The 20,678-nt window shown below is 61.1% G+C and carries 20 protein-coding genes, 1 tRNA gene and 1 pseudogene; 10 read left to right on the top strand and 12 right to left on the bottom strand.

All coding sequences use genetic code 11. From position 1 onward, the window contains the following. Nucleotides 1–92: 92 nt before the first annotated feature. From QWB57_RS00535 to QWB57_RS00510, 6 genes are all read right to left on the bottom strand, one after another. Nucleotides 93–1,109, bottom strand: coding sequence for a histidine kinase (locus QWB57_RS00535; protein WP_223626926.1), 1,017 nt, complete (start codon nt 1,107–1,109; stop codon nt 93–95). A gap of 68 nt (nt 1,110–1,177) precedes the next feature. After that, nucleotides 1,178–2,719: an exopolyphosphatase gene (ppx, locus tag QWB57_RS00530; RefSeq protein WP_223626929.1), complete on the bottom strand. Its 1,542-nt coding sequence runs from the start codon at nt 2,717–2,719 to the stop codon at nt 1,178–1,180. 17 nt (nt 2,720–2,736) lie between these two features. Next, on the bottom strand, nt 2,737–4,815 hold the full coding sequence (gene ppk1 / locus QWB57_RS00525) for a polyphosphate kinase 1 (protein WP_288967853.1): 2,079 nt from the start codon (nt 4,813–4,815) through the stop codon (nt 2,737–2,739). After that, nucleotides 4,812–6,143, bottom strand: coding sequence for a phosphate regulon sensor histidine kinase PhoR (phoR, locus tag QWB57_RS00520; protein ID WP_288967852.1), 1,332 nt, complete (start codon nt 6,141–6,143; stop codon nt 4,812–4,814). The genes ppk1 and phoR overlap by 4 nt, the downstream gene beginning before the upstream one ends. 49 nt (nt 6,144–6,192) lie before the next feature. Further along, nucleotides 6,193–6,894, bottom strand: a complete 702-nt coding sequence (phoB, locus tag QWB57_RS00515) for a phosphate regulon transcriptional regulator PhoB (protein ID WP_288967850.1) — start codon at nt 6,892–6,894, stop codon at nt 6,193–6,195. A 71-nt stretch (nt 6,895–6,965) separates the two neighbouring features. After that, complete coding sequence (locus QWB57_RS00510) at nt 6,966–8,588, bottom strand: M48 family metalloprotease (protein WP_223626938.1); 1,623 nt, start codon at nt 8,586–8,588, stop codon at nt 6,966–6,968. A gap of 116 nt (nt 8,589–8,704) precedes the next feature. Between QWB57_RS00510 and grxC the strand changes: the two genes are divergently transcribed. The 3 genes from grxC (at nt 8,705) to QWB57_RS00495 (ending at nt 10,481) form a co-directional block, all read left to right on the top strand. After that, nucleotides 8,705–8,983, top strand: coding sequence for a glutaredoxin 3 (gene grxC / locus QWB57_RS00505; RefSeq protein ID WP_223626940.1), 279 nt, complete (start codon nt 8,705–8,707; stop codon nt 8,981–8,983). Then, nucleotides 8,980–9,366 carry a carboxymuconolactone decarboxylase family protein gene (locus QWB57_RS00500; RefSeq protein WP_223626942.1) on the top strand — a complete coding sequence of 129 codons (387 nt, stop codon included), beginning with the start codon at nt 8,980–8,982 and terminating at the stop codon, nt 9,364–9,366. The genes grxC and QWB57_RS00500 overlap by 4 nt, the downstream gene beginning before the upstream one ends. Nucleotides 9,367–9,476: 110 nt before the next feature. Further along, the gene (locus tag QWB57_RS00495; RefSeq protein WP_288967849.1) at nt 9,477–10,481 is read left to right on the top strand and encodes an isocitrate dehydrogenase; all 1,005 of its coding nucleotides are present in this window, start codon (nt 9,477–9,479) and stop codon (nt 10,479–10,481) included. Between the two features lie 90 nt (nt 10,482–10,571). On the opposite strand, the gene QWB57_RS00490 is transcribed toward QWB57_RS00495, so the two are convergent. From QWB57_RS00490 to QWB57_RS00480, 3 genes are all read right to left on the bottom strand, one after another. Beyond that, nucleotides 10,572–11,339, bottom strand: a complete 768-nt coding sequence (locus tag QWB57_RS00490) for a Bax inhibitor-1/YccA family protein (protein WP_223626946.1) — start codon at nt 11,337–11,339, stop codon at nt 10,572–10,574. Between the two features lie 60 nt (nt 11,340–11,399). Then, nucleotides 11,400–11,484 (bottom strand) — tRNA-Leu (locus tag QWB57_RS00485). A gap of 55 nt (nt 11,485–11,539) precedes the next feature. Then, nucleotides 11,540–12,094 carry a Smr/MutS family protein gene (locus QWB57_RS00480; RefSeq protein ID WP_223626948.1) on the bottom strand — a complete coding sequence of 185 codons (555 nt, stop codon included), beginning with the start codon at nt 12,092–12,094 and terminating at the stop codon, nt 11,540–11,542. Nucleotides 12,095–12,167: 73 nt separating this feature from the next. Between QWB57_RS00480 and surE the strand changes: the two genes are divergently transcribed. From surE to QWB57_RS00460, 4 genes are read left to right on the top strand one after another with little or no spacing between them, the layout of a single operon-like run. Continuing rightward, on the top strand, nt 12,168–12,956 hold the full coding sequence (gene surE, locus QWB57_RS00475) for a 5'/3'-nucleotidase SurE (RefSeq protein ID WP_223626950.1): 789 nt from the start codon (nt 12,168–12,170) through the stop codon (nt 12,954–12,956). Then, nucleotides 12,953–13,630, top strand: coding sequence for a protein-L-isoaspartate(D-aspartate) O-methyltransferase (locus tag QWB57_RS00470; RefSeq protein ID WP_288967847.1), 678 nt, complete (start codon nt 12,953–12,955; stop codon nt 13,628–13,630). Before surE ends, QWB57_RS00470 begins: the two co-directional genes overlap by 4 nt. Beyond that, complete coding sequence (locus tag QWB57_RS00465; RefSeq protein WP_223626955.1) at nt 13,630–14,232, top strand: YqaA family protein; 603 nt, start codon at nt 13,630–13,632, stop codon at nt 14,230–14,232. The genes QWB57_RS00470 and QWB57_RS00465 overlap by 1 nt, the downstream gene beginning before the upstream one ends. A 29-nt stretch (nt 14,233–14,261) precedes the next feature. Then, entirely contained in the window at nt 14,262–15,107 is an 846-nt protein-coding gene (locus tag QWB57_RS00460) for a peptidoglycan DD-metalloendopeptidase family protein (RefSeq protein ID WP_288967854.1), read from the top strand. Between the two features lie 35 nt (nt 15,108–15,142). Here the strand turns inward: QWB57_RS00460 and QWB57_RS00455 are convergent, their stop codons facing one another. The 3 genes and pseudogenes from QWB57_RS00455 to purM form a co-directional block, all read right to left on the bottom strand. After that, a complete protein-coding gene (locus tag QWB57_RS00455) occupies nt 15,143–15,814 on the bottom strand; it encodes a DUF3108 domain-containing protein (RefSeq protein WP_288967844.1) in 672 nt (223 codons plus the stop codon). A 31-nt stretch (nt 15,815–15,845) separates the two neighbouring features. Next, a complete protein-coding gene (purN, locus tag QWB57_RS00450) occupies nt 15,846–16,490 on the bottom strand; it encodes a phosphoribosylglycinamide formyltransferase (RefSeq protein WP_223626961.1) in 645 nt (214 codons plus the stop codon). Then, nucleotides 16,490–17,576 (bottom strand): annotated as a pseudogene (gene purM / locus QWB57_RS00445) (phosphoribosylformylglycinamidine cyclo-ligase). Before purM ends, purN begins: the two are co-directional and overlap by 1 nt. 131 nt (nt 17,577–17,707) lie before the next feature. Between purM and QWB57_RS00440 the strand changes: the two are divergent. From QWB57_RS00440 to hda, 3 genes are read left to right on the top strand one after another with little or no spacing between them, the layout of a single operon-like run. After that, nucleotides 17,708–18,784, top strand: coding sequence for a DUF2066 domain-containing protein (locus tag QWB57_RS00440; RefSeq protein ID WP_223627734.1), 1,077 nt, complete (start codon nt 17,708–17,710; stop codon nt 18,782–18,784). A 2-nt stretch (nt 18,785–18,786) separates the two neighbouring features. Beyond that, a complete protein-coding gene (locus QWB57_RS00435) occupies nt 18,787–19,947 on the top strand; it encodes an AI-2E family transporter (protein WP_288967842.1) in 1,161 nt (386 codons plus the stop codon). A 1-nt stretch (nt 19,948) separates the two neighbouring features. Further along, nucleotides 19,949–20,647 carry a DnaA regulatory inactivator Hda gene (hda, locus tag QWB57_RS00430; RefSeq protein WP_288967840.1) on the top strand — a complete coding sequence of 233 codons (699 nt, stop codon included), beginning with the start codon at nt 19,949–19,951 and terminating at the stop codon, nt 20,645–20,647. The last annotated feature ends 31 nt before the right edge of the window (nt 20,648–20,678 follow it).

Genomic DNA, 20,678 nt, shown 5'->3' with positions numbered 1-20,678 from the left:
CAACGTGACCTGCCCCCATTAGCCATACCAGCCGTTACTGGGCGTGCGAATAGGCAGGCAAGGCCTACTGATAACTTCCGAGTTGCGTGCCTTCAGTCCGTCGTCGCCACCGGCAAGTGCAAGGTGGCGATGTAGCGGCCGTTTTCGATGCGCGATTCCACCCGGCCGCGGCCGTCGGTCATGGCGTGGACGCGCTCACGGGTAGAGCTTAGGCCCACGGCATGGCCATCGCTGCGCACACCGGTGGTGGGCAAATCATTGGCCACGATGACTTCAACCGTATTGGCGCTGTGTCGCACCAGAACATCCAGCTGGCCGCCAGCAGGCAGCCGTTCAATCCCGTGGCGAATCGCGTTTTCGACCAGGGGTTGAATGGAGAGTGACGGCACCGTGATGGCGGGTACATCAGCTGGCACTTGCCAGTTCAAGCGCAGACGATCGCCGAAGCGAAGCTGTTCGATTTCCAGATAGCGATGAGCCAGCGCCAATTCTTCGGCTAATGGAATAAGTTGTGGCCCGCGTAATGCGCTGCGAAACAAGTCCGCCAGATCCAGCAGTACACGCTCCGCAGCATCCGGCTGGGCATGCACAAGTGCGGCCCCGGTATTGAGTGTGTTGAATAGAAAATGCGGCCGAATACGTGCCTGCAAGGCTTCCAGTTCCAATTGTTTGGCGCGTACCGCCAGCTGCCGCGAGCGCCAATAGTTTTGGTAGGTCAGCAAACCAATCAGGCCCACCACCACGGCCAATGCCAGAATACGCAAGACAAATTCATTGCGCGATTCTGCGGCATTCCCACTCATGCCCAGCACGCTCCATGCGGCGGTGGCGACCAGCAGGCTCATGCCAAGAAACAAGGCGAGGCACACCCACGCCATGCGCAGAGGCGGCAGCTTGCCAATCGGCTTGCGCAGCAAGAATAGTGTGCACAACGTACCCAGCACCACCCACTGCACACCTAGCGAGGCCAGTCCAAACTGCACCAGTCGGTCACCGCTATGGGTGGGTGCCAATGCCAGTAGTGCTGCCAAGGCTTCACCACTGAGCACCACTGCCATCAAGGCGGGTGGTCGCCATAGCGCAGCCAGTGGGTCAGTGTGGGTGATCATGTAGGCAAGGGTAGCCGGGAATGCGCGCCAGCGGTAAACCGCAACCGCAGTCCCCGCAACGCATGCGTTTAGCCGGTACTGATGCGCAGTTGAATCCCCAGCCCCAGCATGTCGTCGGGCTCGCTTTCCAAGTCGGCGCGCAGCAAGGGATGGCCTTGCAGCCAGCGCTTGTCGATACGCAAGGTCAAGAGGTCGTCCTTGGCTTTCAATTGCAGCATGGGTGGCAATTCATCCCCACGTGCACGATGTAACAACACGGCAAGCCGCAACAGGGCAGCACTGCGGCGGGCATTGGCCAGCAGCCGGTCGGGGATGGCTTCAAACGCCGATTTCGGGATGCTGCGGCGATGGGTACGCACCAGTGCGGCAAGAAAGCGTTGGCCTTGCTGCGAAAAGCCGACGATATCGGAATTGGCCAGCACATAAGCGCCATGCGTGTGGTAGCCGCTATGCGCAATGGCCAGTCCAATTTCATGCACACAGGCGGCACGTGACAACATCGCGCGATCATCACTGGTCAGTTGCCATGCACTAGCCACTTGATCGAACAGCAGTAGCGCCGTGTGACTCACCCGTTGCGCTTGCGCAGGATCCACGCCATAGCGATGCATCAGTGCACTCACGGAAACATCACGCGGATCATCAGCGCCACCACGGCCCAGCAAGTCATACAGCACACCTTCGCGCAACGCTGCCTTGCTGACTTGCAAACGATCAATCCCTAATGTGGCAAACAGTGCCTCCAATACCAATACGCCACCCGCGATGATCGGGCGACGATCGTCTGACAGGCTAGGCAGATCAATGCTGCCGATGCTCTCGGCCTGCAGCAGACGATCGCGGATCTGCGCGATGGCCTCTGCGGTGATTGAGCCCTTGGTCAACTTCATGGCCACACAAATATTGCCAATGGCCTTGTGTGTGCCGGAAGTGCCGATGGCTTCATCCCAGCCCAGTTGCCGATAGGTAGCAGCAAATTGCTGCATCTGCGCACTAATCTCGGTCAGTGCGCTGTTCCAGCGCTTGCGTGACAGCTTGCCGCCATCAAAAAACCGCCGGGTACTGGCAATGCAGCCCACTTGCAGGCTTTCGCGCTCCAGTGGTTCGAAGCCACGGCCGATGATGCATTCGGTGGAGCCCCCGCCGATGTCGATAACCAACCGCTTTTGACCCTCTTGCGGGGGTTGTTCGTGGGCAACACCAAGATACACCAGGCGCGCTTCTTCGCGCCCTGAAATCACGTCGATAGTGTGGCCCAAGGCGGCTTCGGCGGGGACCAAAAAAGAATCCGGCGAACGCAATTGCCGCACGGTATTGGTGGCCACCACACGCACATGGCGCGGCGGGATATTGGCAATACGCTGCCCAAATCGGGACAGGCTGGCCAAGGCACGCTCGCGCACTGCAGGGGCCAAGCCACCCAGTGCGTTCAAACCTTCGGCCATGCGTACGGTTTCGCGCAGCCGATCCACCACGCGCAGTTGGCCCAATACGCATTGCGCCACCACGATGTGAAAGCTGTTGGAGCCCAAATCCACGGCAGCCAAGAGGTCACCATCACGTGGAGTGATGGCGGTGTCGGGCAGGCGCGAAGTCATGCGTGTATTCATGCGGCCGCTATTGTCGCTCACACGTACAAATCTTCCAGCAAGGACAGTTGTGCCGAGAATGGCGCTTCATCCGGACCGGGTGTGCAACGATGGTAGTGACCATCGGCTCCCATCTGCCACGCATTCTGATTGTCGGCAAGGTAGTTCAACAGGCCTTCGCGATACACGCGCTCGGCCAGCTGCGGGTCAAGGATGGGGAACGCGGTTTCCACCCGGCGTAGCAGATTGCGTTCCAACCAGTCGGCGGAGGAGCAATACAGCTCCGGGTTGCCGTCGTTACCAAACCACCACACGCGATGATGTTCCAGAAAACGGCCGACCACCGAGCGCACCCGGATGTTATCCGACACACCGGCAATACCCGGGCGCAATGCGCACGCGCCGCGCACGATCAGGTCGATTGCAACCCCCGCTTGCGAGGCCTCGTACAGTGCGCGCACCACTTGCGGCTCATTGAGGGCATTGATCTTGGCGATGATGCGCCCGGGCTTGCCGGCTTGCGCCAATGCGGCTTCGCGGGCAATCCGTTCCAGCACACCCTTGTGCAGGGTGAACGGGGATTGCAGCAAGCGGGCCAGCGTTAATGGTGCAGCCAGCCCTGACAATTGCTGGAAAATCAGGTGCACATCATTGCCAATTTGCGGGTTGGCGGTCATCAGGCTGAAGTCGGTATAAGCGCGCGCGGTGCCGCTGTGATAGTTGCCGGTGCCCAAATGCACATAGCGCTGCAGCAGCGGGCCTTCGCGGCGCACGATTAACAACATCTTGGCGTGGGTTTTGTAATTCACCACCCCGTACACCACCTGTACACCGGCATCTTGCAAGCGGTCGGCCAAGCCCAGGTTGGCCTCCTCGTCAAAGCGCGCGCGCAACTCCACCACTACGGTCACGTCTTTGCCATTGCGTGCTGCCTGGATCAATTGATCCACGATCAGAGAATCCTTGCCGGTGCGGTACAGGGTTTGCTTGATCGCCAGCACATCCGGATCGTGCGCGGCTTGTTGGATAAGCTCCAACACCGGAGTGAATGCATCGAATGGATGATGCAACAGGACATCACCTTGCCGAATGGCGTCGAACATGCAATCCACATCCCGCAGCAGCCGCGGCTGGAATGGGCGGAACTTCAGCTCCGGGCGCTTGACCAGGTCATACACCTGCACCACGCGGTTGAGGTTGACCGGGCCATTGATTTTGTACACCGCATTGGCCGGCAGCTCGAAATTGGCCAATAGCGAATCCACGACGTCTTGCGGGCATCGCTCGTCGATTTCCAGCCGCACCGCACGCAGGTAGCCACGCCCCAGCAATTCATCACGCAGCGCCAGCGCCAGATTGTCCATATCGTCCTCATCGACGATGAGTTCGGAATTGCGGGTCACCCGGAACTGATGCGCGCTTTTGACATGCATGCCAGGGAACAATTCGCGCACGAATTCTGAAAGCACCGAGCTGAGGAAAACGAAGTCATGCAGCGCATCGCCATCGCCATCGGCATCGGGAAGGCGGATGATGCGTGGCAGTGAACGCGGCGCGCGCACGATGGCCAAGTGACCCTCGCGGCCGAATGCATCGCGGCCTTCCAGCAGGACTACCACATTCAACGATTTGTTGAGGATCTTGGGGAACGGATGCGCCGGGTCCAGGCCCAGTGGCGAGAGTACCGGCATGATTTCGTCGATGAAGTATTGGCGCAACCATGCGCGCTGTTCCGTAGTCCATTGCTCACGCTGCAGCAAACGAATCCCGGCCTCCGCCAGTGCTGGCCGCAGCTCGTCATAAAAGCATCGGTATTGCGCAGCCACCAGCTCGGCGGCACGTTCGTGGATGCGATTCAACAACACCGAAGGATCGAGCCCGTCCATGCCGGCGGGCAGGCCGAATTCCACCGCGTGGCGGACGGCACCGCCGCGAATTTCGAAAAATTCATCCAGATTGGTGCAAGAAATGCACAAGTAGCGCAGACGCTCCATCAGCGGCACGGCGGGGTCTTGCGCCTGCGCCAATACCCGGAAATTGAAATCGAGCTGGCCCAATTCGCGGTTGGCATACAGCGCCGAATCGCGCAGGGGCAGGATAGTGCTGTCGCTGGTCATCGGGATGTCCGGGCATAGGTAAGGGGCTTGCGTGCCAATACGCGATCAGCATCAAAACGGCAGACAAATTGGCTGCCCTTGTTGAGTTCACTGGTAATACACAGGCGCGCGCCGTGCAGGCCCAGCACATGCTTGACGATGGCCAGCCCCAACCCGGTGCCACCACTTTCGCGGGAGCGGCTGTTGGAGACACGATAGAAGCGTTCGGTCAGGCGCGGCAAGTGTATGGCGGCAATTCCATGGCCAGTGTCGTGGACGCCCAGGCTGACCCCGCCGTCGGTCTCGTGCGCAAACCGCAAGGTAATCATGCCACCATCGGGGGTGTAACGCACTGCGTTGCTGACAAGGTTTGAAAATGCGCTGTGCAGTTCTTTGTTGGCACCCCGCAGATCCACCTGCGCGGTGTCTTCCAGCACGATGTGATGGCGGCCCTGGCTGAGGGCCTCGGCTTCACGTACCAGGCCGGCCAGCAGGGGCGCCATTGCGACAACTTCATCTTGTAACCCCTCGCCCGCATCCAGACGTGAAAGCGTCAACAGGTCTTCCACCAGTCGAGTCATCCGCAAAGATTGCCGGCGCATTTCTTCCAGAATCGGCGCCCACTGCGGGTCGTCACCTTCGTCCAACATTTCCAGATAGCCATGCACCACGGTCAGCGGCGTGCGCAGTTCGTGCGAGACATTGGCCACAAAGTCGCGCCGCATCTGTTCGACACGCATGGTGTTGGTGATGTCGCGGGCAATCAGCAGCCAGAAGTCTTCCGAATACGGCAGCAGGCGCAGATGCAGGCGCAGCTCGGGGTTGGCCGGCGAGGGCGCGTCCGTCATGGGCTCGGCATTGCGGCCTGCAGCCAGCCACGGTGCCATCGGCAAGTCTTTGAGCGCGCTGGCCACCGGGGCGTTGCGATGCAGTGGATGCTGCAGACCCAGCAAAGTGGTGGCCGCAGCGTTGAACCACAGGATGCGTTGTTGATTGCGATCCACCACCACGACCGCATCGGGCAAAACGTCGGCGGCGGCGCGATAGGTGCGCAACATAGCCAGCAGGCGTAATTTGCGAGTACGCATTTCCATCTGGCCGCGATACAGCAATTGATCCAATTGATTCCAGACGCCTTGGCCTTGCTTGGGTTCAAGCCGGCGGCGCGCAGTCAGCCGTTGTTGCACGCCATGCAGCTTCCAATAATGCCAAGCCACCACGCCGAGTGAGGCGACGGTCAGGGCTGGCCACGGGTGATCGATGAGCAGCCCCATCAGCAGCGCAACCAGCAGGACGGCTGCGAGCTGGGACAGTGTGCGAAACCAGGCATTGTCGAAAGTGGAGGGCATGCGCCGAGTATCCGTTTTTATCGCATCCCCTGCATATGGGGAATGCTGGTTACACGGCAGTCGAGAACCGGTAGCCGGCACCGCGCACGGTTTGCACCATTGCATCCAGGCGGTGCGGCTCCAGGGTTTTGCGCAAGCGGCGGATATGCACATCCACCGTGCGTTCTTCCACGTACACGCTGCCGCCCCACACGTGATCGAGTAACTGGGTGCGGGTATAGACGCGTTCGGGATGGGTCATGAAAAAATGCAGCAGCCGGTACTCGGTGGGGCCCATCGGGATCGGTTGCGCCGTGCCAGCCTCGTCGGCAAACACCCGGTGTGCTGCGCCGTCAATGCGCAGTGCGCCGACTTGCACGCTGCCATCTTCGTCATCCTCGCGTGATCGCCGCAAGACCGCTCGAATTCGCGCCAGCAATTCGCGTGCAGAAAATGGCTTCACCACATAGTCATCGACCCCGGCTTCCAGCCCGCCAACGCGGTCGTTCTCCTCGCCGCGTGCGGTCAGCATGATGATCGGGATGGCGCGGGTAGTGGCGTCACGCCGCCAGCGTCGTGCCAGTTCCAGCCCGCTGCTGCCGGGCAGCATCCAATCGAGCAGGATCAGGTCGGGCACGCGCTCTGCAATGCACTCCTGGGCTTGCCGGCCATCGGCGGCACAGATCGGAACGAAATCTCCCTTGCGCAAGGCAAAGGCCAGCATGTCGCGGATCGCAGGCTCGTCTTCAACAATCAGGATGTGCTTTTGCATGAGCGAGAGGACGTGTCCAGTCAGATGACCCAGCCATTACACGACGGATTCGTGACAGTTTGGTGACGTTGTCACCTTGCGATGACCGAAGCCCCCCAGCTCAGCTTGCCACCACGCACTTCTTCGTCATGCACGCCCTGGCGACGGAGTTCCAGTACGGTGGGGGTGATGGCGGCGATACGCGCATCGACGCGCGCACGCGCGTAGTAATCCAGGGCCTGGTTTTTCTTCAGATTATTGAGCTGCACCAGTGCCTGCTCCGGGCGGCCAGATAAATAGGCGGCTTCGGCCCAGGCTTCACCGGCACGCGCAGGATCGCCAGCAATTTCGTTGGCGCGCGCATAGGCCTGCTGGAACGGCAGGTCGTTGCTGGCATTACCCAACAGCGGGCGCAGCACAGCCACGGCGCGTTGCCCGGCAGCATGGGTGTTGCGCTCCCCCAGCAGGCGCGCATAACTCAGCGCCAGTGCGCGATGGGTGGGCATGCGTGCCAGCATCGATTCGAAGCGGCGGTCGGCTTCAGCCGCCTTGCCGGTATGCGCCTCGGTTTCTCCTAGCGCAATTTGCAGCCACAAATTGTTGGGGTGGGCCTGCGCTAGCGGCGTGAGCTCCTGCAGCGCATCGCTATTCTGGCCGATCAGTTGATGGGCCAGCGCCAAGCCATAGCGCTGGGATTCATTGAGTGGCTGCTTGGCCCGCATCTGCTGATATTCGCGGATCGCCTGCATTGGGGTGCTGGCGCTGAACACCCGCAGTCGCTCGCGTGCCCAGCCGTAATCACCGGTATCGCCGCGCACTTGTCGGGGATTGGATGGCAGGGTGAGTTGCATGCCAGCAGGGAGCAGTGGATTGTTGCCGGGCAGTGCCGTAGGCGTGTTCTTCAAGTTGGCTTCCAGCTTGGCGGCGCGTTCACGCGCTTCGCTGATGCGGGCCAGTGTGAGCGGGTGGGTTTGCAGATAGCCGGGCACCGCGGCACGCTCGTCGCCTTGATTCATCCGCACCACACCTTGCAGGGTTTGGAAGAAGTCGGCCATGGCTTCCGGGTTGTAGCCGGCGTTGGCCAGGGTGCGAATACCAATGCGATCGGCTTCGGCTTCGTTGTCGCGGGTGTAGTCGATCTGGCGTTGTTGCAGCAGCCCCATGCCGGTCATCAAGGCAGCCGAGGTGGCATCACCAGTGGAATTGCCGCCGGCTTTTTGCGCGGCGATGATCGCGCCCAAGGTGGCCAGCAGGATGGGCAGGCTCTCGCGCTGGGCTTTTTCTGCTCCGCGCAGAACGTGCTGCTGGGTGACGTGGGAGATTTCATGGGCCAGCACGCCGGCCACTTCGTCCTCCTCGTCAGCTGCCAGAATCAACCCGGAGTTCACCGCCACATAGCCACCCAAGGTGGCAAAGGCGTTGATCTGGCGTTCGCGCAGCAAAAAGAAGGTGAACGGTTGCTGCGGTTTATTACTGGCAGCGGCCAGCCGCTGCCCGACATCGTTCAACCAACCGTCCAGCAGCGGGTCATCCAGCACATAACCTTCGTGGCGGAGTTGGGCCAGCACCATCGCGCCGTATTCGGCCTGTTTGGCGGGCGACAGCACGCTGCCAGCCGAGGAGCCGATATCCGGCAGGCTGCGATCCTGTGCGGCGGCACCGGCGGTGATGGCAAGCGCACAAGCAAAGGCGATGGGCAGTAGGCGTGGTTTCATGCGGACAGCATGCAGCTTCGGGCACAGTTTGGGGTGAATGCGGCTTGAGCAACTGGAAATTTGCGCAACAATCCCCATATCCGACACCGATCCCGTCCAGATGTTCCGGAGCCCCCATGAGCGCCACCGAATTACCGACCGTCACGATCTACAGCACCGCCGTGTGCCCGTATTGTGTGATGGCCAAGAACTTCCTGAAAAGCAAAGGCCGCGAGTGGGTGGAAGTGCGCGTGGACGCCGATCCAGCCGAGCGTGAAAAGATGGTGGCGCTGACCCGCCGCACCAGCGTGCCGCAGATTTTTGTGGGCGATGTGCATGTGGGCGGCTATGACGACATGATGGCGCTGCAGCGCGCAGGCAAGCTCGAACCGCTGCTGGAGGGCAAGCCCGCATGAGCAGTGCCGATGATCGGGTGAAGCAGTTCACCGAGTTTCGCCAGCGCATGAATCAGCGCATCCTGGACGAGCCCAACCAAGTGGTGCGGCGCTTTTTCGCGCTGGATACGCAGACCTATCAGGCCGGCGCATTGGACGTCAAAACCAAGGAATTGATGGGGCTGACGGCCTCGATGGTGCTGCGCTGCGATGACTGCATCAGCTACCACGTGGCGCAGTGCAAGGAAGCGGGTGTCAGCCGCGAGGAAATGTTCGAAGCGTTCTCGGTGGGCTTGGTGGTGGGCGGTTCCATCGTCATTCCGCATCTGCGGCGGGCGGTGGATTTTCTTGATCAGTTGGAGCAAGGCGAAGCCGCTGCGCCGGACGTTCACGACCATGGCTGAACCCTTGCCGCCATACGCCGCAGCACGGCATCTGCCATAATTGGCAGTTATCTAGCCCCCACTGATCCCACGCCAGGTGCGCGGGATCGCTTGCGATTTGGAAAACGACAATGACAACGATCACGGTGATTCGCGGCGACGGTATCGGCCCGGAAATCATGGATGCCACCTTGCACGTGCTGGATGCGATGCAGCTGGGTTTGACCTACGAAGACGCCGACGCCGGCATGGTGGCGTTGGACAAGCATGGCGAGCTGCTGCCGCAGGCCACCATGGATTCGATTCGCAGGAACAAGATCGCGTTGAAGTCGCCGTTGACCACGCCCGTTGGCGGTGGGTTTTCTTCGATCAATGTAGAGCTGCGCAAGCGCTTTGACCTGTACGCCAATGTGCGCCCGGCCAAGTGCTTCCCGAATACCAAGTCGCGTTTCAGCAGCGGTGTGGATCTGATCACCGTGCGTGAAAACACCGAGGGTGCATACATCGGGGAAGGCCAAGAGGTCTCGGCCGATGGCGAAACCGCCGTGCTGACCCAGAAGGTGACGCGCAAGGGCTCCGAGCGCATCGTGCGCTACGCCTTCGAGTTGGCGCGCAAAACCGGCCGCAAGAAAGTCACGATCGTGCACAAGGCCAATATCCTGAAATCGACCTCGGGCCTGTTCTTGAAGACCGCGCGCGAAGTGGCTGCACACTACCCCGACATCGAGTGCAATGAAATGATCGTGGACAACACCTGCATGCAGTTGGTGATGCGTCCCGAGCAGTTCGACATCATTTGCACCACCAATTTGTTCGGCGACATCATTTCCGACCTGTGCGCCGGTTTGGTGGGCGGTCTGGGGCTGGCCCCGGGCGCGAATATCGGCACCGACGTGGCGATCTTCGAAGCCGTACACGGCTCCGCACCGGACATCGCCGGCAAGGGCGTGGCCAATCCCTGCGCCTTGCTGCTGGGTGCCTGCCAGATGCTGGATCACCTCGGTCAACCGGAGCAGGCCATGCGCCTGCGCGATGCCATCATCGCGACCTTGGAAGCCAAGGATTCGCTGACTCCAGACCTGGGCGGTAGCGGCAATACGATGGGCTTTGCAAAGGCGATTGCAACGCGGTTATAAGTGGCCCTGGTGCGTGCCGGACACGTCGCCACCAACAGCAAAAAAGGGCACCGCATGGTGCCCTTTTTCGTATCCGGCAACATGGATGCGTCAGTTGCGCGATTGCAATTTGCCCAGCAGGCGCAGAATTTCCAGATACAGCCATACCAAGGTCACCAGCAGACCAAATGCGGCGTACCACTCCATGTACTTGGGCGCGCCTTGTTCTACGCCTTGTTCGATGAAGTCGAAATCCAGTACCAGATTCAGCGCGGCCACGATCACCACGCCCACGCTGAACAAAATACCAATCGTGCTGGAGCCGTTGATGAAGCTCATGCCGTGGAAGCCAAACAGGTTCATGCCCAGCTGTGCCAGATACAGCAGCGCAATCCCGCCGGTGGCGGCCACTACACCCAGTTTGAAGTTTTCGGTGGCCTTGATCAGTCCACTGCGATACGCCAGCAGCAGGGCCGCCAAGGTGCCAAAGGTCAGCCCCACCGCTTGCAGCACGATGCCGGGGTAGCGCAGCTCGAACATCGCCGACGCCGCGCCCAGGAACAGGCCTTCCAGCACCGCATACACGGGCGCAGTGAACATCGCCCATTCTTTTTTGAAGATGGTGATCAGCGCCACCACAAAGCCGCCAATCGCGCCGCCCCAGACATACGGCATGATCGCCCCGGGGTTGCCGGCCGCCATTGCGCTGGAGAACTGCGACCAGCTGAACAACGCACCGGTCAGGCACAGCACCAGCAACAGTGCAGTCTTGTTGACGGTGCCGTTGAGGGTCATCGCCCCGGCATCACCGCGCACCACGGTGCCGCTGCCAAGGTCGAGGAAGGTATTTTCGGAAAGGGCGGGGTTGCCGCTGCGCATGGCGTCGATCCTGTCAAGATCCGGCGGAATGCCGTCCTTGCAGGATAGCCCGTTGCACGCTGGTGCGAAAGGCGGGACTCGAACCCGCACGCCTTGCGGCACTGGAACCTAAATCCAGGGCGTCTGCCAATTCCGCCACTTTCGCGAGCGCGCATTGTAGCTGGCAATGCGCAGTTTTTCTGCTGCTGTGGTGCAGTGGGTCAGTCTTTGTCCAGCAATACCAGCACCGCGCCGGTACCCCCCTGTTTGGCTGGCGGTGAGTGAAACGCCAGCACATCGGCACGCTGGCGTAGCACGCGATCCACCAAATTCTTGAGCACCGGCAGGCGTTCTTCGGAATTGCGGCCTTTGCCATGGATGATGCGCACGCAGCCCACCCCATGCAGTCGGCAATCGCGCAGGAATTGACGCAGCAGGGTTTCCGCCGAATGCGCCGGCAAGCCATGCAGATCCAGTTCTTCCTGCGCGGCGTATTCGCCGCGAGCCAGCTTCTTCAATATTTGCGGGTTGATTGCATCGCGCCGAAAGCGCAACACATCACCTGTTTCCAGACTGGACAGCAGGATGTGCTGCAATTCGTTGCGTGCGGCAGCCTCATCTCGACGTGCCATATGCGCGGCGGGTTTGGGCTTGGGCGCAGACGGTGGCGGCGTTGCGGCGGGCAGGACGCGGACATGGCCACGATTGACGCCGATGGCATCGCGAAACAGGCTGGCATCGTCACGGTCGTCGGTAGTTGGCGGAGCTTTGCGCATGCGTGCACAGGGTACCGCGAAGCGGCGACGGCATCTTGTATCATGGCCACATGCAGACAGTGTTGATGACGTGATGCGGGTATTGGTCAGCAATGATGATGGCGTTGACGCCCCGGGCATCCATGCATTGGCGCGCGGCCTGCGCGATGCCGGCCATGAGGTGTTGGTGGTGGCCCCCGACCGCGACCGCAGTGGTGCCAGCAATTCGCTGACGCTGGATGCACCGATTCGGGTGGTGCAATTGGATGCCTGTACCTGGAAGGTGTACGGCACGCCAACCGACTGCGTGCATGTGGCGGTGACCGGCATGTTGGAGACCTTGGGGTTGGTGCCGGATATCGTGGTGTCGGGAATCAACACGGTCGCCAACCTGGGGGATGACGTGATTTATTCGGGCACGGTGGCCGCGGCGATGGAAGGGCGCTTCCTTGGCCTGCCATCGGTGGCAATGTCACTGGTCAGCAATAGCCACCAAGGCCAACATTACGAGAGTGCGGCGCGTGCGGCGGTGGCGATCATCGCCCGCTTGCGCAGTGACCCACTGCCCGCATCCACCATTCTCAATGTCAATGTGCCGGACCTGCCGTGGGATCAAATCCGTGGGTTTGAAACCAGCCGCTTGGGGCAGCGACATCGTGCCGAACCCTGCCAATCGCAACAAGACCCACGCGGTCGCCAGTGGTGGTGGATTGGTGCTGCCGGCGATGAACAAGATGCCGGGCCGGGGACGGATTTTCATGCGGTGCGCAGCGGCTATGTGGCAATCACCCCGATCCATGTTGACCTGACGCGCTATCAAGCCTTGGAGCAGGTGGCCGGCTGGGTGGGGGGCTTGTCGGCTTGCATGGAGTCGTCGGCATGACGGTGCGTTTGCGCCTGCACCCGGCAGACGTGGGATCAGGTTTGACCAGCCAGCGCGTGCGCGATCGTTTGATTGAGGATCTGCGCAAGATGGGCATTGTCGATGAGCGCGTGCTGAATGCGATTCGTACGGTGCCACGGCATCAATTCGTGGACGAAGTATTGGCTACGCGGGCGTACGAAAACAATGCCTTGCCGATTGGTTTCGGGCAGACCATTTCGCAGCCGTATGTGGTGGCGAAAATGACCGAAGCGCTGCTGCAATGCGCGCCCAGGCGCGTGTTGGAAGTGGGTACCGGCTCTGGCTATCAGGCTGCAGTCCTGGCCGCGCTGGGGGTGCAGGTATACACCGTCGAGCGCATCGGCGAGCTATTGCGCACGGCGCGCAAACGCTTCCGCGGGCTGGGCCTGCAGGTGCGCAGCAAGCATGACGATGGCCGCATTGGTTGGCCGGAAGAAGCGCCATTCGACGGCATCATCGTGACCGCCGCCGGGCCGGCGTTGGTGGATGCGCTGATCGACCAATTGGCGGTGGACGGTGTGTTGGTGGCCCCGGTTGGGCCGGCAGCCAATCAATCACTGCTGTGTCTGCGCAAGCAGGCCGATGGCGGCATCGAACAACATGATTTGGGGGCGGTGGTGTTTGTGCCCTTGTTATCCGGGATGACCGATTGATGAAAATTTTCGGGCCGATGTACCAGCGTGCATTGGGGTGGTCGCGGCATCCCCGCGCGCCGGCATTGCTGGCGGGGTTGAGCTTCGTTGAAGCCATCGTGTTTCCGGTGATGCCGGAGGTCATGTTGGGACCGATGTGTCTGGCACAACCCAAACGCGGGTTTCGATTTGCCAGCATCAGTTTGCTGTTCTCGTTACTGGGTGCGGTGGTTGGTTATTTGCTCGGCCACTTCGCGTACGAGGCGGTCAAACCGGCACTGGCGGCGCTGGGCTGGCTGGACAAGATCGATGCGCAGGTCGCACATCTGCGGGAGGTGGTGGCGCAGTCACCGTGGAAGGCGTTTTGGCTCTTGGTGCTCGGCGGGTTTGCGCCGATCCCGATGAAAGTATTCACTTGGGCCAGCGGAATTGTGGGCGTACCGATGCTGCCGTTTTTGTTGAGCATGGGGGTTGGTCGCGGCAAGCGCGTGTACTTGCTGGCGCTGGCCATTCGGCTGGGCGGTGAGCGTGCTGAGAAAGCCTTGCATCGCTGGATTGAGCCGATTGGCTGGATTGCCCTGCTACTGCTGGCCGCATTGGTGGCTTGGTTTGTGTTGCGCTAGTCAGGCGCAGGATGAGGGCAATGACGAGCATGTGCATTGGGCAATACCTGTCAGTGAGGCACCACACCCAGCGGATGCTGGTATTGGCCGTGGCGGTTGGCGTGTTGGCCGGTTGCGGGCATAGTCGGGTGGTACGTCCGCCGGCACCGGCAAAGCAATCTGCGCGCACAACGGCCAAACCGTTGCCACCTGCACGTAGCTCGCAGCCCAAGTACGGGGCCATGGCGGTGGTGCGGCCAGGGCAAACGGTGTATCGAATTGCCACTGAAAATGGCATCACCGCGTTGGATCTTGCATTGTGGAATGACATTCCGCCGCCTTACACCATCCACCCGGGCCAGAGCTTGCGCTTGTATCCACGCGATGGGCATGAACCTGTCACCAAGGTAACGGCATCAGCATCAGCTGCGCCCCCCGTCAAACCCGGCACGACGTTCACCCCGCCAACTGCAAAACCGGTTGCGGCGACCTCACCCAAGCCTGCACCAACATCATCCAGCAGCACGTTGGAATGGCGCTGGCCGGCCGATGGTGTGGTGGTGTCCGGTTTTGCTGCTGGTGATCCCACCCGGCAGGGCGTGGATATCGCCGGCAAGGCCGGACAACCGGTGCGTGCCGCCGCCGACGGCGTGGTGGTGTATTCGGGCTCGGGCTTGGTGGGCTATGGTGAGCTGGTCATCGTCAAGCACAACGACCAATGGTTATCGGCCTATGGCCACAACCGTGCACGCATGGTCAACGAGGGTGCTTTGGTCAAAGCCGGGCAACAAATCGCGGAAATGGGCCGCAGTGGGGCCACCCGTGACATGCTGCATTTCGAGATTCGCTATAACGGCAAGCCGGTGGATCCGCAGACTTACCTGCCGATACGCTAAACATTGGGTCTGGTTGGGTCTGGTCCGGTTGCAGCTTAGTGCACCGAGCGCAAGGTCAGCTCCAGCTCGTCCTTGCCATCCTTGCGTTGCAGAATGCGAGCCGGGGTGGGAATGCCATCCACCACCCAAACAATGACTTGTTTGCCATCGCTGTCACGGCCCACCTTGGTGGCATTGCGCGTTTGCCCGGCAATCGTGACCGTGTCCTTGCCCATGTTCTGATAGGTCTGCGGGCGCGCCACGCCGTTGTCCACCATGCGATAGTTCATGGACTTGCCAGCAGCCACATCGCGCACGATGGCCAGGTTGATCAGCATGCCGTCGAGGTCACCTGCTTGCAGCTTGACCGGGCCACTGCGATCCGGCTTGACATCACCAGTCCAGCGCGCTTCGTTCTGCGTCCAGTCATACGTTGCATTTTTCTGCATTTTCTTGAACAGCAGTTGGGTGCTATCCACCCCAGACAGCGGCCGCAGCGTGTCGCCCTGCTCGTCGAACACGGTGACCTGGCTGCTGCTGCCCAGGCTGTTGTTGATACTCAATTCGTAGTTCCAGCGATTGCCGGTGGCTTGGCTCAGACTGATCTGCGCTTTGGCAGATACGCCTTTCCAGTTGGCGTTGTAGTCGGCCACGAAGGGTTTGATCGCAAATACCGGAGCGGCGGCAAGCAACAAGGACAGTGCAAGTGCGGTACGCAGGATGTGCATGGACTGGTCTCACCAACGATGGCGTGGGCCATCAGCAATGGGGGCACTGTAACGACAGTGGTGTAAACAATGGCTGACCATCCAGCCGGGCGTTGCCGTCACACGCGGCAATGCGATCGGCGGCGGCCAGCTGAAGCACCTGCAACAACAGCGGATGTTCGCAAGCCAGCACGCGTGCGGCCAAGTCTGCGACGGTGTCATCCGCATGCACGGGAATGCGTGCCTGTGCGATCACCGCGCCACCGTCCAATTCTGCTGTCACAAAATGCACGCTGGCACCGTGTTCGGTGTCGCCCGCTTGCAGTGCGCGTTGGTGGGTGTGCAGGCCTTTGTATTTGGGTAGCAATGAAGGGTGGATATTGAGGATACGGCCGTGGAAGCGCCGAATGAACGCCTCACCGAGGATGCGCATGTAGCCCACGCAGACCACCCAATCGGGATGGGATGCCGCGACGGCATCGGCCAAGACCGTATCGAAGGCCTCGCGGCCGCCGCAGGATTTTGGCGTGCGCGACCAACGCAGTGCTTCCGGTACGCGTAGCAAGGCCTGTGCATCGGGTTTGTCGGAAAACACGCCGGCGATCTCGGCCTCCAGCGTGCCACTGGCAATAGCGTCGAGAATGGCTTGCAGGTTGCTGCCGCGACCCGACGCCAGAATGGCAAGGCGGCTAGCCATCACACGATGCGCAAGCGTTCACCATCACGCGCTGGCGTCACTTGCCCGATCTGCCAATGCGCCAGGCCCAGCCGATCCAGATCCGCCGAAATGGCAGACACCACGCCGGGATCCACCATCAGCACATAGCCCACGCCGCAGTTGAAGGTGCGCCACATTTCTTCACGCGCCACGTTGCCTTCGCGTTGCAGCCAGTCGAATACCGGAGGTTGCGCCCAGGCCGAGGTGTCGATATCCAACCCCAGTGGTGCGGGTACCACGCGGATGATTTTTTCCACCAGCGCACCGCCCGTCACATGGGCCATGGCGTGAATTTCATGCTTGGTCAGCAGTTCCAGTACCGGCTTGACGTAGATCCGTGTGGGCGCCATCAGCGCATCGGCAAGCGTGACGCCGCCCAGGTCAAGGTCCAGAGGATTGCCCGCGCGCTGCAGGATCTTGCGAATCAGCGAATAGCCGTTGGAATGCGGGCCGCTGGAGGCGATCCCGATCAGCACATCGCCGGCGCGCAGCTTGCTGGAGTCGATCAGCTTCGATTTCTCCACCGCGCCAACGGTGAAGCCGGCCAGGTCGTATTCTCCCGGCGGATACATGTCCGGCATCTCCGCGGTTTCGCCGCCAATCAGCGCGCAACCGGCGATTTCGCAGCCCTTGGCAATGCCGCCGACCACATTGACCGTGGTGTCCACGTCGAGCTTGCCGGTGGCGAAATAGTCGAGGAAAAACAGCGGCTCGGCGCCTTGCACCAGCACGTCGTTCACGCACATCGCCACCAAATCCTGGCCGATGCTGTGGTGGCGGTTCAGTTGCTTGGCCAGAATGAGCTTGGTGCCCACACCGTCGGTGCCGGATACCAGCACCGGCTCGCGGTAGCGGCTGGAGAGGTCGAACAGGCCGCCAAACAGGCCCACCCCACCCAGTACTTCAGGGCGCATGGTGGCGCGAACCAGCGGCTTGATGCGTTCAACGACTTCGTTGCCGGCATCGATATCAACGCCGGCATCACGGTAGGTCAGGCCGGGGGAAGCGGTGGATTGGGTGGTCACGGCAAACTCAAGCAGGCGCGGGAGCCCGTAATTTTAACAGTCATGCGGCTCAGACATGGACGTGTTCGCCCGCCTGCGGCACCATTCCCGGTTACAGGCCGGATTTGCCGGCGAGGAATACCGATGCAAGCAAGGCAGCGACGGATGGCACGCGGATGGCTGGGTCAGTGGATGGGCCTGTGGTTGACAGGCCTGCTGTTGCTGGCGGGAAATGCCCTGGCACAACGGGTGGAGGGCGATCGCGCGGCTGCACAAGGGGCTTATGAGGCCGAGGTGCCGGTGCACAATCAGACCGATGGCGAGCGCGATAAGGCGTTTGCGCGCGCCTTGGCGCAGGTATTGGGCAATGTCACTGGCGATCGCGGCGCAGCAGCGCGCGGCGGGGTGCGTGAAGAATTGGCCAAAGCCAAGAATTATGTGGATGGCTATGACTATCGCCAGGACGAGGGCGTGTCGGCTACCGGGGCTCCCAGCTTCCAGACCACCCTGGTGGTGCGCTTCAAGCCAGCGGACGTGGATGATTTGGTTGCGATGCTGGGCCTGCCTAGCTGGCCATTGCCGCATCCCAAACCGGTGTTGTGGCTGGGGATTGACGATGGCAGCGGGCCACGGCTGGTGGGTTTGGGGCAGGCCAACGCGGCGCGCTCGGCATTGGACCAAGCCAAGCTGCGTGGCTATGCCTTGGGTCTACCGGCAGGCAACGCCGCCGAGCAAGCGGCCATCGGTGCGATCTGGCGTGGCGACACCGCTGCCGTGACTGCATTGTCCAAACGCTACAGCCCGCCGATGCAGCTGATCGGCAAGCTGCGCCGGAGTGGTTCGGGCTGGGTGGCGGACTGGACATTCGTGGACAACGGCAAGGTGCTGGGGAGTTGGCAATCGAGCAATGTGGATGCGCGTCGGGCGATGGCCGGGGGGGCCGACGGTGCGGCAGATGCTTTGTTCAAGCGTTATGCGCGTGCGGGGAGTAGTGGCACCCCAGGGGTGTATCGGGTGCAGGTGCTGGGGATTCATGGGACGGATGACTACCTGCGCCTTGCGGGTTATCTGGATAGCGTGTCCATCGTCCGTCGTGTGGTGCCGGTAAGCGCCAACCCCGACAGATTGGAGTTGGACCTGGAGCTGACCACCGGAGTTGCCAATTTCAGCAAATATGTTGCACGAGGCAGCGTGCTGAGCGTGGTGCCAGCAGGGGATGCCGATAGTAGTGCATCCGCCATCAGCATCTACCAGATGGCAGGGGGTTAATCATGCATCGCGACGAAGATCTGGCCACGATCGCCACCTTCTACCGGCGGGTGCAGTGGTCGGCGCTGACGGTAGGGGTGTTGTGGGTGGTGTGGCTGTTGGCCCCGATTCTCAGTCCATTCGTGATTGCAGCGATCCTGGGATGGCTGGGGGATCCGATGGTGGATCGGCTGGAAGCGCGACGGATCAGCCGCAATACCGCGGTGATTCTGGTCTTCGGGGCAATGACCGTGGTACTGCTGGTGGTGGCCGTGCTGTTGATCCCGGTGCTGGAAGATCAGGTCATGACCCTGATCAATTCACTGCCAGGCTATCGTGATTGGTTCGTGGGGACAGCATTGCCTTGGGTGGAGCATCGTACCGGTCTGCAAATCCTGTCATGGCTGGATCCGGAGCGTCTGTTCGTGCTGATTCGCGAACATTGGCAGAGCGCCGGTGGTGCGGCAAGCACGCTACTGGGGTATGTCTCCCGTTCCGGATTTGCCTTGCTCGGCTGGCTGGCCAATATCGTCCTGTTGCCGGTGTTGAGCTTTTTCTTCCTGCGGGATTGGGACTTGATCGTGGGCCGGATCGGCTTGCTGGTGCCGCGCGATCATTTCGATACCGTGCGCCGGCTGGCACTGGAATCCAACGAAGTCCTGGGTGGATTCCTGCGTGGGCAGATGTTGGTAATGCTGATTCTGGGCTTGCTGTACGCGCTGGGTTTGTGGCTGGTGGGTCTGGACTTGGGCATCCTGATCGGGCTGCTTGCTGGGCTGCTGACCTTTGTGCCGTATCTGGGGCCGGCGTTCATCGTGCTGTTTGGTGGTATTGCCGCGTTGGTGCAGTTCGGGGACTGGCAGCATTTGGCTGGGGTCGGCGTGGTGTTTGCCGTTGGCCAGTTGGTAGAGAGCTTTGTGCTGACCCCCATGCTGGTGGGCGATCGCATTGGCCTGCACCCGATGGCGGTGATCTTTGCGGTGATGGCCGGTGGCACCTTGTTCGGTTTCCTCGGCATGTTGCTGGCGTTGCCGGTAGCGGCAGTCGTCAATGTGCTGCTGCGCTATACGCAAGAGCGTTATCGGCAAAGCCGGCTGTATGCCGGTGACACTCCCGTGATCTTGCTGGATGCCGGATTGTCGGAAGCATCAATCGAAAGTAATCACGACGCCTCCGAAGCTTGAAATGAACCATTCCGTACCGCAGTTGCCGCTGGCGCTGCGTTATCCACCTGAACAGCGCTTCGACACTTATCTGCAGGCACCGGTTGGCTTGCAGGAACACTTGCGGGCGTTGGCCGAAACACAGCAAGGGGATGCCATATTCCTGCATGGGGAAACCGGAGCCGGCAAAACACATTTGCTGGTGGCCGCCTGTGCTGCTGCCGGTGCGTTGGGGCATATGCCGGCCTATTTGGGCTTGAAGCACTTGCGGGGAAGGTTGGCGACCGCCTGCGAGGGGTTGGACAACGCGGCACTGGTGGTAGTGGATGATGTGGATGCGATCGCCGGTGTGCGCGAGGATGAAGTCGCGTTGTTCCATCTTCACAATCGCATGCGTGATGCCGGTTATGCGTTGCTGTATGCGGCCACCTTGCCCCCAAATGAGATGTCACTGGTATTGCCGGATTTGCGCTCGCGTTTTGCCCAATGCTCGTGCTGGGCTTTGTCACAATTGGACGATGCCGGGCGCACCGAATTACTGCGTCAGCGTGCCGCTGCCCGTGGCCTGGATTTTGACGATGCCGCGCTGGAGTGGCTGCTGCGCAGGGCCAGCCGCGATCTTGGTAGTTTGACTGCGATCTTCGAACGGCTCGACCACGCCTCGCTGGCTGCGCAGCGGCGCTTGACCGTGCCGTTTTTGCGGCAGGTGTTGGGGGGGTAGCAAGCCTTCCCTTGCAAGGGAAGCAGAGCCG

The sequence above is a fragment of the uncultured Thermomonas sp. genome (assembly GCF_937872235.1).
Taxonomy (GTDB): Bacteria; Pseudomonadota; Gammaproteobacteria; order Xanthomonadales; family Xanthomonadaceae; genus Thermomonas; species Thermomonas beijingensis.
This window is presented reverse-complemented; position numbering and strand designations above follow the sequence as displayed.

What these genes read in the sequence shown, in the direction of transcription:
- QWB57_RS00465 (WP_223626955.1), top strand. Translation starts at nt 13,630, where the DNA reads ATGAAAATTTTCGGGCCGATGTACCAGCGTGCATTGGGGTGGTCGCGG.
- QWB57_RS00435 (WP_288967842.1), top strand. Translation starts at nt 18,787, where the DNA reads ATGCATCGCGACGAAGATCTGGCCACGATCGCCACCTTCTACCGGCGG.
- QWB57_RS00455 (WP_288967844.1), bottom strand. Translation starts at nt 15,814, where the DNA reads ATGCACATCCTGCGTACCGCACTTGCACTGTCCTTGTTGCTTGCCGCC.
- QWB57_RS00480 (WP_223626948.1), bottom strand. Translation starts at nt 12,094, where the DNA reads ATGCGCAAAGCTCCGCCAACTACCGACGACCGTGACGATGCCAGCCTG.
- QWB57_RS00460 (WP_288967854.1), top strand. Translation starts at nt 14,262, where the DNA reads ATGTGCATTGGGCAATACCTGTCAGTGAGGCACCACACCCAGCGGATG.
- QWB57_RS00440 (WP_223627734.1), top strand. Translation starts at nt 17,708, where the DNA reads ATGGGCCTGTGGTTGACAGGCCTGCTGTTGCTGGCGGGAAATGCCCTG.
- ppk1 (WP_288967853.1), bottom strand. Translation starts at nt 4,815, where the DNA reads ATGACCAGCGACAGCACTATCCTGCCCCTGCGCGATTCGGCGCTGTAT.
- hda (WP_288967840.1), top strand. Translation starts at nt 19,949, where the DNA reads ATGAACCATTCCGTACCGCAGTTGCCGCTGGCGCTGCGTTATCCACCT.
- QWB57_RS00535 (WP_223626926.1), bottom strand. Translation starts at nt 1,109, where the DNA reads ATGATCACCCACACTGACCCACTGGCTGCGCTATGGCGACCACCCGCC.
- purN (WP_223626961.1), bottom strand. Translation starts at nt 16,490, where the DNA reads ATGGCTAGCCGCCTTGCCATTCTGGCGTCGGGTCGCGGCAGCAACCTG.
- phoB (WP_288967850.1), bottom strand. Translation starts at nt 6,894, where the DNA reads ATGCAAAAGCACATCCTGATTGTTGAAGACGAGCCTGCGATCCGCGAC.
- grxC (WP_223626940.1), top strand. Translation starts at nt 8,705, where the DNA reads ATGAGCGCCACCGAATTACCGACCGTCACGATCTACAGCACCGCCGTG.
- QWB57_RS00500 (WP_223626942.1), top strand. Translation starts at nt 8,980, where the DNA reads ATGAGCAGTGCCGATGATCGGGTGAAGCAGTTCACCGAGTTTCGCCAG.
- phoR (WP_288967852.1), bottom strand. Translation starts at nt 6,143, where the DNA reads ATGCCCTCCACTTTCGACAATGCCTGGTTTCGCACACTGTCCCAGCTC.
- surE (WP_223626950.1), top strand. Translation starts at nt 12,168, where the DNA reads ATGCGGGTATTGGTCAGCAATGATGATGGCGTTGACGCCCCGGGCATC.
- QWB57_RS00490 (WP_223626946.1), bottom strand. Translation starts at nt 11,339, where the DNA reads ATGCGCAGCGGCAACCCCGCCCTTTCCGAAAATACCTTCCTCGACCTT.
- ppx (WP_223626929.1), bottom strand. Translation starts at nt 2,719, where the DNA reads ATGAATACACGCATGACTTCGCGCCTGCCCGACACCGCCATCACTCCA.
- QWB57_RS00495 (WP_288967849.1), top strand. Translation starts at nt 9,477, where the DNA reads ATGACAACGATCACGGTGATTCGCGGCGACGGTATCGGCCCGGAAATC.
- QWB57_RS00470 (WP_288967847.1), top strand. Translation starts at nt 12,953, where the DNA reads ATGACGGTGCGTTTGCGCCTGCACCCGGCAGACGTGGGATCAGGTTTG.
- QWB57_RS00510 (WP_223626938.1), bottom strand. Translation starts at nt 8,588, where the DNA reads ATGAAACCACGCCTACTGCCCATCGCCTTTGCTTGTGCGCTTGCCATC.